General features: G+C 71.6%; 10 protein-coding genes. 9 read left to right on the top strand and 1 reads right to left on the bottom strand.

Features of this window, described 5'->3' with window-relative positions; genetic code table 11:
- The 9 genes from D7V80_RS35470 to D7V80_RS43750 all read left to right on the top strand — a co-directional run.
- The coding region (locus D7V80_RS35470) for an HYR domain-containing protein (RefSeq protein ID WP_233585964.1) at positions 1–2554 on the top strand (2554 nt) is incomplete at its 5' end.
- 53 nt (positions 2555–2607) lie between these two features.
- On the top strand, positions 2608–3150 hold the full coding sequence (locus tag D7V80_RS35465; RefSeq protein WP_120592303.1) for a DUF350 domain-containing protein: 543 nt from the start codon (positions 2608–2610) through the stop codon (positions 3148–3150).
- A gap of 7 nt (positions 3151–3157) precedes the next feature.
- Positions 3158–4030 (top strand): hypothetical protein, encoded by an 873-nt coding sequence (locus D7V80_RS35460; RefSeq protein WP_120592302.1) that lies wholly within the window; start codon positions 3158–3160, stop codon positions 4028–4030.
- Between the two features lie 117 nt (positions 4031–4147).
- Positions 4148–5410, top strand: a complete 1263-nt coding sequence (locus D7V80_RS35455; RefSeq protein ID WP_233585962.1) for a chitosanase — start codon at positions 4148–4150, stop codon at positions 5408–5410.
- Between the two features lie 60 nt (positions 5411–5470).
- On the top strand, positions 5471–7396 hold the full coding sequence (locus D7V80_RS35450) for an AAA domain-containing protein (protein WP_120592300.1): 1926 nt from the start codon (positions 5471–5473) through the stop codon (positions 7394–7396).
- 201 nt (positions 7397–7597) lie between these two features.
- A complete protein-coding gene (locus D7V80_RS35445) occupies positions 7598–7789 on the top strand; it encodes a hypothetical protein (protein WP_014399307.1) in 192 nt (63 codons plus the stop codon).
- A gap of 53 nt (positions 7790–7842) precedes the next feature.
- Positions 7843–8730 (top strand): alpha/beta fold hydrolase, encoded by an 888-nt coding sequence (locus tag D7V80_RS35440; protein WP_120592299.1) that lies wholly within the window; start codon positions 7843–7845, stop codon positions 8728–8730.
- A gap of 237 nt (positions 8731–8967) precedes the next feature.
- Positions 8968–11967 (top strand): choice-of-anchor D domain-containing protein, encoded by a 3000-nt coding sequence (locus tag D7V80_RS35435; RefSeq protein WP_120592298.1) that lies wholly within the window; start codon positions 8968–8970, stop codon positions 11965–11967.
- Between the two features lie 135 nt (positions 11968–12102).
- Complete coding sequence (locus D7V80_RS43750) at positions 12103–13779, top strand: serine/threonine protein kinase (protein ID WP_304988475.1); 1677 nt, start codon at positions 12103–12105, stop codon at positions 13777–13779.
- A 78-nt stretch (positions 13780–13857) separates the two neighbouring features.
- On the opposite strand, the gene D7V80_RS35420 is transcribed toward D7V80_RS43750, so the two are convergent.
- On the bottom strand, positions 13858–14371 hold a 514-nt coding region (locus D7V80_RS35420), incomplete at its 5' end, for a phosphate/phosphite/phosphonate ABC transporter substrate-binding protein (RefSeq protein ID WP_147447322.1).

Genomic DNA, 14371 nt, shown 5'->3' with positions numbered 1-14371 from the left:
GGCGTGGGAGGCGGGCATGGGGATGGTCAGCAGTCGTGCGTGGCTTTCAGCGTTGGCGTTGGTGGTGGGCGCGGCCCCGGCGTTCGCGCAGGGTGAGCCCGCCCAGATGGATCCAATGACGGTGCGCCGGCTGGTGGGCCTCAACTCCACGCCCCAGCTGATCCCGGACTTCAATCGCCCCGGCACGCAGGCCACGGCCGAACTGAACGGGCGCCTCTACTTCCTCGACGCTCCGGGCGACGGCAGCGGCGTGCCCTTCCTCCAGAACCTGTGGGTCACCGACGGAACGCCCGCGGGCACCCGCTCCGTGCAGGAGGAGCTGCTGCCCTCCGGCGCGCACATCGCTCCGGGCTCGCTGCGCGCCACGGCCCACCGCCTGTTCTTCCTCACGAGGACGCCGGACACCGGGCTCGAGCTGTGGACGAGCGATGGCACGCGCGAGGGAACGCACATGACGCGGGAGCTGCGCCCCGGCCAGACCCACGGCATCGCCCACGAGGAGCGCATCATCCCCTTTGGAGACGGCGTGCTCTTCGCCGCGTTGGGCGACGGCGGGTTGCCAGGAGAGCTCTGGAAGTCGGACGGCACCGAAGCGGGCACCGTGCCGCTCAAGGTCCTCGCCGCGGACTCCGGCAACGTGGCGTCCAGCGGCTTCGTGCGCGTGGGCGACACCGTCTTCTTCTCCGCGCGTGGCCCCGAGGGCGATGAGCTGTGGCGCACCGACGGCACCGAGGCGGGCACCGTGCTCGTGCGCGACATCCACGCCGGCGTCGGCGATTCGCTTCCGCGGCACCTCACCGCCGTGGGCACCACGCTCTACTTCACCGCGGAGGACCCGCAGCACGGCCGCGCGCTGTGGAAGTCGGACGGCACCTCGGAGGGGACCGTCCTCGTCCACGGCTTCAAGGGCACGACCGCGGCCCAGCCCAACATCCACCACCTCACCGCGCTGGGCGACCTGCTGCTGTTCCTCGTGACGGACACGCCCGGGGGCATCGAGCTGTGGCGCACGGATGGCACCGAGGCGGGCACCCTGCCGGTGAAGACGCTGCCGCGGGTGATGCTCGAAGGGCCTCCGGGCGTGACGCTCGTCCCGGTGGGCAGCCGTGTCTTCCTGGTGAGCCAGGGTGGCGCCTCCAGTGACTTGCTGTGGGTGACGGATGGCACCGGCGCGGGGACCCGGTCGCTCCCGCTTCCCCTGGCCCACGGGCTGCGGCGCGTGCGCGGCTTCACGCCCTGGGAGGACGGGCTCGCCTTCGTCCTGACGACGGACACCGGGGCGAGCGAGCTGTGGCGCTCGGATGGCACCGAAGCGGGCATGTCCCGGCTGACGCGGCTGCCTTCGGGCAACCTGTCCGCGCTGGCCACGGGGCTGGTGCCGTTGCAGGGGACGCTCCTGACGACGGCCGGCGACCCCTGGACGTCGCGCGCCCTGTGGCGGATGGAGCGGGATGAAGCGGCGCCGACCTTCGTGTGCCCGGTCGCCCGGGATGTGCCCTCCAACAACCCCGCGGGCACCCTGACGCAGGACCTGGCGCCGGTGCTGATGACCGGCCCGGTCACGACCTCGGTGACCACCACCTATCCGGACTACAGCCTGCTGCCGCTCTACCAGCCCGTCCTCGTCACCGCCCGGGCCGAGGACGTCACGGGCCGGGTCGCGTACTGCGCCACCCTGATGACGTCGCGGGACCTGACGGGGCCGGCGATCAACGGCTGCCCTACGGAGCTCTCCGTGAGCGCGCAGTCGCCCCGGGGCGTCACCTTCTATTACCCGAAGCTGGGCATCGCGGATGAGACGAGCCGGGACGTGCTCATCACCTACAGCCCGCAGAACGGCAGCACGCTGCCCCTGGGCACCACCCAGGCGACCGTGACGGCGAAAGACACGGCCGGCAACGTGAGCACCTGCGCCTTCCCCCTCACCGTCCGCGACCTCGATGCGCCCAGCGGGGCCTGCAAGGTGAACGAGGTCCGCGTGGAGGCGGAAGGCCCCGAGGGCGCGCACGCGTACTGGCCGGACCTCACGCCCACCGACAGCCTGTCCAGCAAGGTCACCGTCACCAGCACGCACGCGTCCGGCGACCTGTTCCCGCTGGGCCTCACCCGCGTGGAGGTCGTCAGCACCGATGAGGCGGGCAACAGCACCCCGTGCGAGATCCAGGTCCGGGTGCGCGACTCGCGCCCGCCCCTGCTCACCTGCCCGGAGGACCAGACGCTCACCACCGCGGTGATGTCCGGCACCCGCGCGGAGTACCCGGCCGCCACCGCCGCGGACAGCGTCTCCGCAGCGGAGCTCCTCTACAGCCCCGTCGTGGGCACGCCGCTCGCGCCGGGCCTGCACGCGGTGCAGGTCACCGCCATCGACAAGGCCGGCAACGCGGCGCTCTGCAACTTCCAGGTGACCGTGCAGTACGACCCGACGAGCGACATGCGGACGAGCATGGGCTGCTCGGTGGGCAGCGGCCCGGAGTCGGCGGTGGGCTGGGTCGCGCTCGTTGCCCTCGCCTGGACGCTCAGCCGCCGTCTGAAGGACGGCAAGCCGCGCGCGTGAGCCATCAGCCGTGGCGGCGCGGGGGACTTCCGCTACAGTCCCCTTCGCGCCCCATGGATCTCACCCTCTTCGTCGTCGGACTCGTGAAGGTCGTCCTCGGCGGCCTCGTGGCCGCGCTCGGCATCGGCCTGAGCATGCGCGGCCTGAGCCGCCTGCTGGACAGCCACCCCGTGGAGGAGCTGCGCCAGGGCAACGTCGCCGCCGGGCTGGTGCATGCGACGAGCCTCGTGTCGCTGGGCCTGCTGGTGCAGCACGCGCTGAAGGCCACGGGCGACGCGGTGGACCTGGCGGTGCAGAACCCGCCCGTGTCCGCCGTCTCGGTGCTCCAACTGCTGGGGCTGGCGCTGGTGCACGTGGGGCTGTCGCTGGCGGTGGGCGTGGCGGTGCTCGCCCTGGGCGTGCGGCTGTTCGACAAGATGACGCCGGGCATCGAGGAGCTGGCGGAGGTGCGCAAGGGCAATATCGCCGCGGCGCTCCTCCTGTGCGCGTTCCTGCTGGTCATCGCGCTGCTCACCGCGCCGGGCCTCCAGGCCGCGCTCAACGGACTCATCCCCTTCCCGCAGCTGCCCACCGGGATGCTGCGCGCGCCCGCCTGAAGCCGCCATGCTCGCGCGCTCGTGGAAGACGCTGCTGTCGCTGGTGCTGATGGGCGCGCTCATGGCCTTCGCCAGCTGGGAGCTCGTGCTGGCCCGGAAGGCGGGCCGGCTTCCGGATCCTCCCCAGCCCCAGACGGAAGTCCCCCCGGCGGACCCTCGGGAGGCGATGCGGGACCTGGGCCTGGTGCTGGTGCCGGAGGACACGCCGCCGGAGCGGGCGAAGTCCTATGACTGGCGCGTGGACGGGATGGAGCCCGCCCGTCAGCAGCTGGCCTATGGGTTGGGCGAAGCGGTGGAGCGCGGGCTGGAGCAGGCGCACCGCGACTACAGCGTGCGGCTGCGCTACCGCGCCATGGGCCCGGAGCGCTTCACCTACGTGGCGCCGCCGGGCTGCGGCACGGACATGCGCTGCATCTACGCGGAGCTGATGCAGAGCAACGCGGAGCCGGTGCGCGTGCTGGGCGAGCGCTTCGCCACCTCCATCCGCGAGCGCGACCTGGACGCGGCGCAGGCCACCGAGCTCATCCTCGGCTTCGTGCGCCGCATCCGCTACGAGCTGCCCGGCGACGAGCCCTTCGGCATCGTCCCACCGGGGCTGGTGCCCGCGCAGGACCGGGGCGACTGCGACTCCAAGGCGGTGCTGGCGCTGATGCTGCTCAGGCAGGTGGGCGTGGACGCGGTGATGCTCTATTCGGACGCGCTCGCGCACGCGGCCATCGGCGTGGGGCTGCCCGGCACCGGCACCCGCATCCCCTTCGCGGGGCGCGGGTACCAGTACGCGGAGCTCACGGCGGAGGGCTGGCCGCTGGGGATGATTCCGCCGCAGTACGACAAGCCGCAGCTGTGGCGGGTGCTGCCGCTGCCGGACGTGCAGGGCTGAGCGTCACTGGAGATTCGCCGCGAATACAGCTATTCCTGCTCTATCCGGGATGCTCGGTGAGCTTGGGCATCCCCTTACCCAAGCGGGGGCAGGCACATGGCGGATTCACGGACGTGGATGACTGTGGGGCTGTTGGCGCTGGCCAGCGGCTGTGGCGCACAGGAGGACGCGGTGATGCCGGCCGCGGTCGAACAGGCGCTGGGCGCGTGCACGCATTCGGTGACGACGAACACGTACAACGGGCCGGACTACTGGGGCACGCTCGTCATCAAGAACACGGGGACGGTGGCCATCGCCAATCCGGTCATCGCGCTCGACGTGCCCTCGGGCGTGACGTGTGATTACGACCCGGCGGGCTGGACGCATACGCAGGCGGGCCGCACGTGCACCTTCACGCGCACGTCGGCACTGACGGTGGCGGTGAACGCGTCCTACACGTTCAACTACTCCACCAACTCCAATGCGTCGTGGACCGCGGCCAACGTGAAGGTCCAGTCCGACAGCTGCGGCGGCACGTCCCCTGGCGGCTCCGGCCTCACCGCGAACCAGAAGAAGGTGGCCGAAGGCCTGACGAGCATCTGGGAGAACGACACGCCCACGCTGGACTACGCCTATTCGGAGAACATCCAGGACGGGCGCGGCTACACCAGCGGGCGCGCGGGCTTCTGCACCGGTACGGGCGACGCCATCCAGGTGGTGCAGTGCTACCGGGCCCTGCGCACCGAAGCCAATGGCAACCGCCTGGCGAAGTACTGGAACGGGCTCACCGTCATCAACAACCGCTTCCTGTCCACCGGCCAGTCCCAGGCCTCCACGGCGGAGCTGGATGCCGTGGGCAACTGGACCGCGGACTGGGCGGCCAGCTTCAACACCGCCGCCACCCAGGCGGACTTCAAGCAGTGCCAGGACCAGGTGAGCGACGCGCTCTATTACACGCCCACCCTCACCGAAGCCGCGAAGTGGGGCCTCACCCAGGCGCTCACCAAGGCCGCGCTCTACGACGCGTCCATCAACCACGGGTTCGACGGCATGAAGGCCATCATCCGTCAGGCCAACACGGCCCTGGGCAACAGCGGCCAGGTGGCGCCGGTGGTGGGCTACAACGGCATCACGGAGAGCGCGTGGCTCCAGAAGTTCCTGGAGAAGCGCCGCGACGTGCTGGCGGCGGACTCCACCTGGGTGGAGGCGGTGGACCGCGTGGCCGCGTACGAGAAGCAGCGCCGCCGCGGCAACTGGGACCTGGGCACCGCCCTGCGCAACGACGTGCGCGCCCGCGACTGCTGGGGGACCAGCTATCCGGCGAGCGGCTACACGGTGCGCAACATCAACCCGGACGGCACCTGGAGCACGCCGTCCTCGTACACGTATTCCTGTCAGTAGGCAGGACAGTCCGGCACACGGGCCGTGACGGCGGGCGCCCCGGGATGGCATGACCGGGACATGGCCCGTGACGTTTCGTTCTTCGACAGGCTCGGCTCGCTGCTCGCCCAGGAGCGCGAGGCCGAGAAGGCCCGCATGACTTCGCTCGCGCAAGGGCTCACCCTGCGCGAGCGCGAGGAGCAGGGCCTGTCCGTGCTGGACCTGGAGACCGTCGAGGAGGACGTGGGCCTGGGCGGCCGCATCCTCCTCACGCTCGCCCGCGCGGACCGGGGGAGGCTGCCCACGCGCGTGTCCAACGGCGACCTGGTGGCGGTGCTGCCCCGCCGCGCGGAGGTGAAGGACCCGGCGAAGGCGCTCGTGTCGCGCGCCACCTCCACCCGCATCCAGCTGGCCTTCGACCGCGAGCCGCCCGCCTACCTGTCCGAAGGGCTCCTGCGCCTGGACGTCGTACCCAACGACGTCACCTACGAGCGCGTGCGCGCGGGCCTCCAGCGCGTGAAGGCGATGGACAAGGGCCAGGAGCGCCACAAACGCGAGGTGCTCCTGGGCAACGAGCCCCCGCGCTTCGACAACACCAAGGACTTCACCCCCACCCGCCCGCTCAACCCGGAGCAGCAGGACGCCGCGATGCGCGCCCTGGCCGCGGAGGACTTCTTCCTGGTCCACGGCCCACCCGGCACCGGCAAGTCCACCGTGCTGGCGGAAGTGGCGGCCCAGGCCGTCGCGAGAGGTGAGCGCCTGCTGTGCACGGCGGCCAGCAACGCCGCGGTGGACCACCTGCTGGAGCTGTGCCTGGAGCAGGGCCTGCGCGCCATCCGCGTGGGCCACCCCGCGCGCGTCGCCGCCCGCCTGCAGGAGCACACGCTGGACATCGTGGTGGAGGAGCACCCGGACCGCGTCGTCAGCCGCGACCTGTTCGACGAGGCCTTCGACCTCTTCGGCTACGCGCGCAGGCAGCGCAGCCAGGGCCGCAGCCGCGAGCGCTTCTCCAACGCCCGCTCCTCCACGGCCGAGGCCAAGGACCTGATGGACGAGGCGCGCAAGCTGGAGAAGAAGGCCGTGAAGGCCGTGCTCGCCCGCGCGGACGTGGTGTGCGTGACGCTCGCGAGCCTGGGCTCCGGCGTGCTCGCGGGCGAGGAGTTCGACCGCGCCCTCCTGGATGAAGCCACCCAGGCCACCGAGCCGCTGGCCCTCCTGGGCTTCCTGCGCGCGCCCAAGGTGGTGCTCGCCGGAGACCCGCAGCAGCTGCCGCCCACCGTGCTGTCCCAGGAGGCCGCCAAGGCGGGCCTGGGCACGAGCCTCTTCGAGCGCCTGCTCCAGGACCACGGCGACGAGGTGAAGCGCATGCTGCGCGAGCAGTACCGGATGAACGCCGCCATCATGGCCTTCCCCTCGAAGGAGATGTACGGCGGCGAGCTGCGCGCCCACCCGTCCGTGGCGGACCGAACGCTGACGGGCGTGCTCGACTCCGGCTCGGGCGCGGAGGTGGACGCGCCGCCGGTGCTCTACCTGGACACCGCGGGCAAGGGCTTCGACGAAGAGGTGGAGCCCACCACGCACTCCCTCCTCAACCCGGGCGAGGCCACCTACGTCATCGCCCGCGTGCGCCAGCTCCTGTCACTGGGCCTGGCTCCGCGCGAGGTCGCCGTCATCGCCCCGTACAGCGCCCAGGCCCGCCACCTGCGCGAGGCACTGGAGGCCGTGCATCCTGAGGTAGAGGTGGACACCGTGGATGCGTTCCAGGGGCGGGAAAAGGACGCCATCCTGGTCAGCATGACCCGCTCCAACAGTGAGGGGCAGCTGGGCTTCCTCAACGACCTGCGCCGCATGAACGTGGCCCTCACCCGCGCCCGCCGGCACCTGTTCGTCGTGGGCGACTCCGCCACCCTCAGCAGCCACCCCTTCTACGCGCGCTTCATCGAAGGCACCCAGACGGACGGCGGCTACCGCTCGGCGTGGGAGTGGCCGGACCCCGCTGAACAATGATTGTCATCCCAACGACTCAGGGCTGCCCCGGAGGACTACGCAAGGAGTGCGACCCGGGCGCCCGAAATTTGTCGCCCCGCTGAACGAATTTTGTCACCTGCTCGGCCGCCGGGCGTGGGAGACGGCCGGAAATCAGGCATTTGGCTCCGTCCAGGAGGTCGGCACGAAGGATGCTTTCTCTTCTCGACACGGAGGGAATGCATGTCTCAAGCGCCTGTGGTGACCAAGGAGAATGACGTCTGGGTGATTCGGATTGACCGGCCCAACGGCAAGACCCAGGAGTACCGCTGCGCCACGGAGAGCCAGGCCCGGCAGCTGGCCATGGTGCTCGGCAAGCCGGACACCGGCGGTCCGCCGCGCCCGGCGGCGGCGTCGACCAGCACCGTGGCGTAGGGTCGCCAGCACCCGGGGGGACAGGGTAAGCCGGAGGGCACGAGGAGACACCCGTGCCCGCCGCCGCATTCGAATCCCTCACCGTCGACGCAGAAGGGCTGCCGCTGCACGTGCGGCAGCGTGGACCCCAGGGCGCCCCCGCCGTGCTGCTGCTTCACGGGTGGCTGGACCATTCCCACAGCTTTGATCCGCTCTGCGAGCACCTGCCCGAAGCCTGGCGCACGGTGCTGCTCGACTTTCGCGGCATGGGCGAGAGCGGCCACGCGGGCCCCGGCGCCGCGTACCACTTCAGCGACCACCTGCTGGACGTGGAGGCCACCCTGGACGGGCTGGCCCTGCCGCCGGTGCACTTGGTGGGGCACTCGCTGGGCGGCATCGTCGCGCTCGCGTACGCCGCCGCGCGCCCGGAGCGCGTGAAGAGCCTGACCCTCATCGAAAGCCTGGGGCCTTCCGGTGGCCCGCCCACGGGCGCCGTGCAGCGGCTGCGAGGCTTCCTGGACGACGCGCGCCGGCCGCCCAACCGCAAGCGCTACCCCACCGTGGAGGCCGCCGCGGAGCGCCTGCGGCAGGCGAACCCCACCCTCTCCCCGGACGCGGCGCGGCTCTTCGCGCGCCATGGCACCCGTCGGACACCGGAAGGCGACTTCGCCTTCACCTTCGATCCGCGCCACCGCCGCCGCTTCGGTCAGGGCTTCGACGAGGCCCAGTGGCTGGCGCTGGAGGCCGCCGTCACCTGCCCCGTGCAGCTCTTGCGCGGCACCGAAGGCCTGTCCCCCGCCCCGGAGCTGCTGGAGGCGCGGCTGGCCGCCCTGCGTACGCTGGCCGCCCCGCCCCGCTTCTTCGAAGGCGGCCACCACGTGCACCTGGAGCAGCCGGCCGCCATCGCCGCCGCGATCGCGGCCTTCGTCGCGACCCCGGCGACCGAAGCGTCCAGTTCATGACCTGAAAAGTTGGGGGTGCAGGTTGGCAAAAGGTCGGGAAAAACCTTTCACCCTCCAGGGCACCCCGGTTCCCTCCAGCGCTCACTTGGTCGCTGAAGTGACCGCCAAGTCCTTGATTTCCGGCGGTCGGGGATCAGCGCCCCTGTCCGGCACGGGTCTTGATTAGGGGGAGCCCGGGCTGGATCACGTGTCCCGGGCATCCGTGTGCGTGTGGTGGGGAAGGGTGGGGAGCGGACAATGGTGATGGGGTGGAGGGGTCGGTTCGTCCTGCTGGCGTCGTTGGTGGCAGGGACGATGGCGTGTCACGAGGAGGACCAGACGCGCGGGGTGCAGGCCACGGCGGTGCTGGACGTGGACGCGCTCGACTTCGGCGAGGTGCCGGTGGGCGAGTGGCGTGAGAAGGAGGTCCGCATCCGCAACGTCGGCTACGTGCCCTTCTCCGCGCTGGAGGCGTTGGGGCTGGGCAACAACCCGTCCTACCAGGTGGAGCTGACGGACGGCGGCGGCCGCGTGCCGCCGGGCGAGTCGCACGTCGTCAAGGTGCGCTTCCACCCGCTGGCCGAAGGGCCGGTGGAGGAGACGCTGCGCGTGACGACGGACGCCAACGTGGGCGCCCTGCAGCAGCTGCCCGTGCAGGGCCTGGGCACGCCCACGCGCATTGGCGTCAACCCGCCGGTGCTGGACTACGAGACGCTGGAGGTGGACAGCGACCGCACGCTGGAGGTCACCGTCACCAACCCGGTGGACCTGCCGCTGACCCTGAAGGTCGCGGGCGAGCACGCGGATCCGTTCACCGCGGACACCATCACCGTGCCGCCCAACAGCACGCAGGTGGTGAAGACGAAGTACCTGCCCCGCGCGCTGGGGCAGATGGGCGCGCGGCTGGAGGTCGTCTCCTGCGAGACGTGCACCCCGTCCGTGGTGGACCTGAAGGGCAACTCCGTGGCCAGCGCCTTCGTGTTCGACCCGGCGCCGGTGCCCTTCGACGAGATTCCGGTGCACGAGCGCACCGAGTCCTTCACCCGCGCGCGCAACATCACCTGGCGCCCGGTGACCATCTCCGCGCTGGCGACGAGCGACCGGGCCTTCTCGCCGCTGTCCAAGCCGGAGGGCGCCACGGTGCAGCCGGGCGAGGTGGTGGAGATGCGCATGGAGTTCGCCGCGCGCTTCTCCGGCCCCAACGTGGGCAACCTCACCGTGGCGTACGCGTCCGACAAGGCGCGTGAGTCGCGCGTGATGCTGGATGCGCGCGGCGGCCGGCCCACGCTGGCCGTGGCCCCGGTGGCGCTGGACTTCGGCGAGCTGCCGGTGGGCGGCAAGGTGGATCAGGTCATCCGCATCACCAACGCGGGCAGCAACGGCCCCCTCACCTTCACCGGCGTGCGCGCGGACGGCGACGCGGTGCAGTTCGACGTGGCCACGCCCACGCGCGGCACGCAGAAGTACCCCTGGAAGGGCGGCGCCTGGCCCACGCTGGAGGCCAACGGCCTGCAGATCAACCCGGGCGACGACGCGCTGGAGCTGAAGGTCTACTTCGAGCCCAAGAACGAGGGCACCTTCACCGCCACGCTCTACGTGCAGTCCAACGACCTGTTCACGCCCGAGCGGGCCATCACCCTGACGGGCCGCGCCCGCACGTCCGGCCCCTGCGTGTACGAGTTGCTGCCGCAGCCGTCGCTGGAGTTCGCCAACGTGGTGCCGGGCCGCGGCGCGGTGCTGGGCTTCTACTTCCGCAACCCGGGCCGGGCCGAGTGCGCCATCAAGAACGTGCACCTGTCCAATGACGGCGGCGGCGTGTTCTCCATGCCGGGCGGTCCCATCACGGGCGGCGTGGTGCTCTACGACACGGCCTTCAGCTCCATGATTGCCTTCCGCGCGCCCCCCACGGGCGGCGAGTTCAACGGCGAGCTGAAGCTCACCGTCAACAACCCGGCCCACCCCACGGTGACGCTGCCCATCCACGCGGTGTCCAACCCGTCGTGCCTGGTGGCCACGCCGTCCTTCGTGGACTTCGGGCCCATCCGCTACGACTGCCCGGCCCGGCCGCGCAAGACGTTCCTGTCCAACCGCTGCAGCGAGCCGCTCACCGTGGGGGACGCCACCATCGGCAACGGCACGTCCAAGCAGTTCTCCCTGCTCACGCCGGTGACGGCGCCCATCACGCTCCAGCCCGGCGAGGGCTTCGAGATGGAGGTGGACTACGCCCGCAACGTGCTGGGCCAGCACTACAGCCCGCTGTACTTCCAGACGAGCACGGAGGCGAACCGCTTCCTCGTCCCGCTGCTGGCGGAGACCAACCACGAGGGCATCCAGGTGGACCGCTTCACGCAGGGCACCGACAGCCAGCTGGACGTGCTCTTCGTTGTCTCCAACACCACCACCATGGAGCCCTACCAGCAGCGCCTGCGCAACGCGATCCCCGGGTGGCTCGCGCGCGCGAAGGAGCTGAACGTGGACGTGCGCGTGGGCGTCACCAGCACGGGCCTGGTGCAGCGCCAGGGGCTGTGCGGCGGCGGCGCCAACGGCGGTGAGGCCGGCCGGCTCTTCCCGGTGGACGGCAGCCGCGCCCGCGTGGTGTCCGGCAACAGCGCCAACGCGGCGGCCACCATCCAGTCCAACCTGGACGTGGGCCTGTGCCACAACCTGGTGCAGGGCCTGGAGACGATGCGCCAGGGCCTGTCCGCCCCGCTGTCCGAGCAGGCCGATGACGTCCGCACCCCGCAGCCCAACGACGGCAACCTGGGCTTCACCCGCGCCGCCGCCCGCATGGCCGTGGTGGTGCTGGCGGACGAGGACGACCACTCCGGCTTCACGCCCGACAGCTACATCCAGTTCCTCCAGACGCTGAAGGGCACGGGCATGTCCCAGCGCAGCAACCTGCACGCGCTCGTCCCCAGCGGGACGTCCTGCTCCACCGCCGGCTCCAGCGCGGACCGCTTCACCTCGGTGGCCCGGGGCACGGGCGGCTCCGTGGGCTCCATCTGCGAGGGTGACTACCGCGGGTTCCTGGACCCCATCATCCAGCAGGCCGGTGAGCCGCAGGCGGACTTCCACCTCACCGCGACGCCGGACGGCACCGCGGAGATGAGCGTGCGCGTGAACGGCCGCACCCTGGGTGCGGACCAGTGGACCTACGACGCGGACCGCAACGCGGTCATCTTCGCGGCGGGCTCCGTGCCCACCCCGGGCCAGGCCGTGGAGATCCGCTACCGGAGCATCTGCGCCGCGACGCCGTAGCCTGGGGGCCGTAGGTTCACGGGCTCGTGACGCAGCGCGGCCGGGCCGGGCCCAGAGGGGGCCGGCCCGGTTCGCGTTTTTGCGGATGCCCGGGCTTTTGAGATCCGCGCTGACGCGGCTATCGTCACGGCCGGAGTGGAAACGTTCGGCCGCTATGAATTGCTGCGCAAGCTGGCCACCGGCGGCATGGGGGCCGTCTATCTGGCCCGGCAGAAGGGGCCGGTGGGCTTCCAGAAGCTGCTGGTGGTGAAGCGGCTGTTGCCCCACCTGTCGGAGGACGACGAGTTCCTCCAGATGTTCCTGGACGAGGCGCGCATCGCTGCGCTGCTCAACCATCCCAACATCGCGCAGATCTACGAGATGGGGGACGTGGACGGGCAGTACTACATCGCGATGGAGTACGTGCACGGCGAGCCGCTGGGTTCGCTGGTGCCGCGCGCGTCGGCGCACCCGGGCGGGTTCCCCCTGGGCCTGCGGTGCCGGATCATCGCGGAGGCGGCGGCGGGGCTGGACGCGGCGCACAACGCGCGCAGTCCGTCCGGCCGGAAGCTGTCGCTCATCCACCGGGACGTGTCTCCGCAGAACGTGCTGGTGGGCTTCAACGGCGGCGTGAAGCTCATCGACTTCGGCGTGGCGAAGGCGCAGGGCAAGCTGTCCCAGACGGTGGTGGGCACCATCAAGGGCAAGCACGCGTACATGTCCCCGGAGCAGGCGCGGGGCGAGCCGCTGGATGCGCGCTCGGACGTGTTCGGCCTGGGGACGGTGTTCTACGAGCTCTTGACGAACGGGCGCCTGTTCAAGCGCGAGTCGGAGATGGCCACGCTCAAGGCCGTCGTGGGCCATAAAATCGTCCCGCCGTCGGAGGCGGTGCCCGGGATTCCGAAGTCGTTGGACCCCATCGTCTTCAAGGCGCTGGCGCGCAAGCGCGATGACCGGTTCTCCACCGCGGGCGAGCTGCAGCTGGCGCTGGAGGAGTTCCTCCAGCAGGAGAAGCTGTCCGGCACCAGCGCGCACCTGGCCGCGTTCATGCGGGACGTGTACGCGGACGAGCTGGAGGAGGAGCGCTTCGCGGCCGAGCCGACGATGATCTACTTCGACCCGCGCCTGATGGCCCGGCCGGGCAGTGCCGCTTCCGCGAAGGCCCCGGCCCCCGGGACGACGCAGTCCGCGGCCAAGGCGCAGGCCCCGGCGAAGACGCCGCCCCGCGCGCCGGAGCCGTCGGTGAGCCAGTCGTCGACGAAGGCCTCCGCGTCGCCGGAGGACTCCGGCATGGGGCCCGCCGCGGAGCGGACCTCGCGCTCGAAGGAGAACTCCGGACTGAGCCGCCCGGAGGCCCGGCCCGTGAGGACGCGGGAGAACACGGGCGTGAGCCTCGCGGACACGCGTCCCCTGCACGACGAGGACTCGGGCCGGCCCACCTCGAAGCACGAGGCCATGCGCGGCGAGGGTCGTGCCTCCACCGGAAGGTTCGATGCCGTGCGCGGCGAGGACGCCGGGGCTCGCGCCTCCACCGCGAAGCCTGAAGCCGTGCGCGCGGAGACCGGCCGCTCGTCCACCGCCCAGTTCGGCGCCGTGCGCGCGGAGGGCTCGAAGCCGTCCCGCCCGCCCGAGGGCTCCACGGGGAGCCGCTCCGCCGCGAAGGCCGTGAAGGCCCCCGGGGACACGACGGGGAGCCGCTCCGCCGCGAAGGCCGTGCGCGCGTCGGAGGACTCCGCCGGGGCCAAGGCGCCCGCGAAGACGGGCCGAACCGAAGGCTCCGTGTCCTCCGCCCGCCGCCCCGCTCGCGGCACCGGTCCCGACTCCGACAAGTAGCCGCCAGGAGCGCCGCGACCGGCCGTCCGGCTTTCGGACCCGATGACAGGCCTCGCGGCGCCGGAGCCTCGCGGCGGGCTACAGGCTCGCCAGGGCCACGCGGTACAGCGCGCGGTAGCCCATGCGCGGGGCCACTTCGAAGCGGTCTGCGTTGAAGATGTCGCGCAGCAGCGACTGCCCGTCCGGCGTGGACTGCAAGCCCAGGAGCGCCGTCTCCAGCGCGGCCACCAGCGGCGCGGGCAGCCCCATGGCCACCGGCACGCCGTCGTTGGGGGCCTCGTCCGTGTACGCCAGGAGCTCGAACTTCGCGCCCATGCCCGGCCCCAGCACGTCCTCCACGCCCGTGGTGAACGTGAGCGCCGTGGAGGCCGGCGGACAGAAGACGCTCGTCACGTCCGCCCTGCCCTCCAGCACCGCCTCCAGCGCGCCCTGGTACGAGCCCGTGAACTGCTGCGACACGAACACGCGCGACGGCTCCAGCCCCTGCGTCTTCAGGAACGCGCTGGGCAGGAGGTAGCCCGCCACCGAATCGCGGTCCACCCACACCGCCTTGGCGCCCTTCAGCTTCTCCAGGGTCAGCCCGGAGCCCGCC

Source organism: Corallococcus sp. CA054B, assembly GCF_003611625.1.
In the GTDB taxonomy this organism is placed as follows: Bacteria; Myxococcota; Myxococcia; order Myxococcales; family Myxococcaceae; genus Corallococcus; species Corallococcus coralloides.
This window is presented reverse-complemented; position numbering and strand designations above follow the sequence as displayed.

What these genes read in the sequence shown, in the direction of transcription:
- D7V80_RS35465 (WP_120592303.1), top strand. Translation starts at nt 2,608, where the DNA reads ATGGATCTCACCCTCTTCGTCGTCGGACTCGTGAAGGTCGTCCTCGGC.
- D7V80_RS35460 (WP_120592302.1), top strand. Translation starts at nt 3,158, where the DNA reads ATGCTCGCGCGCTCGTGGAAGACGCTGCTGTCGCTGGTGCTGATGGGC.
- D7V80_RS35455 (WP_233585962.1), top strand. Translation starts at nt 4,148, where the DNA reads ATGACTGTGGGGCTGTTGGCGCTGGCCAGCGGCTGTGGCGCACAGGAG.
- D7V80_RS35450 (WP_120592300.1), top strand. Translation starts at nt 5,471, where the DNA reads ATGGCCCGTGACGTTTCGTTCTTCGACAGGCTCGGCTCGCTGCTCGCC.
- D7V80_RS35445 (WP_014399307.1), top strand. Translation starts at nt 7,598, where the DNA reads ATGTCTCAAGCGCCTGTGGTGACCAAGGAGAATGACGTCTGGGTGATT.
- D7V80_RS35435 (WP_120592298.1), top strand. Translation starts at nt 8,968, where the DNA reads ATGGTGATGGGGTGGAGGGGTCGGTTCGTCCTGCTGGCGTCGTTGGTG.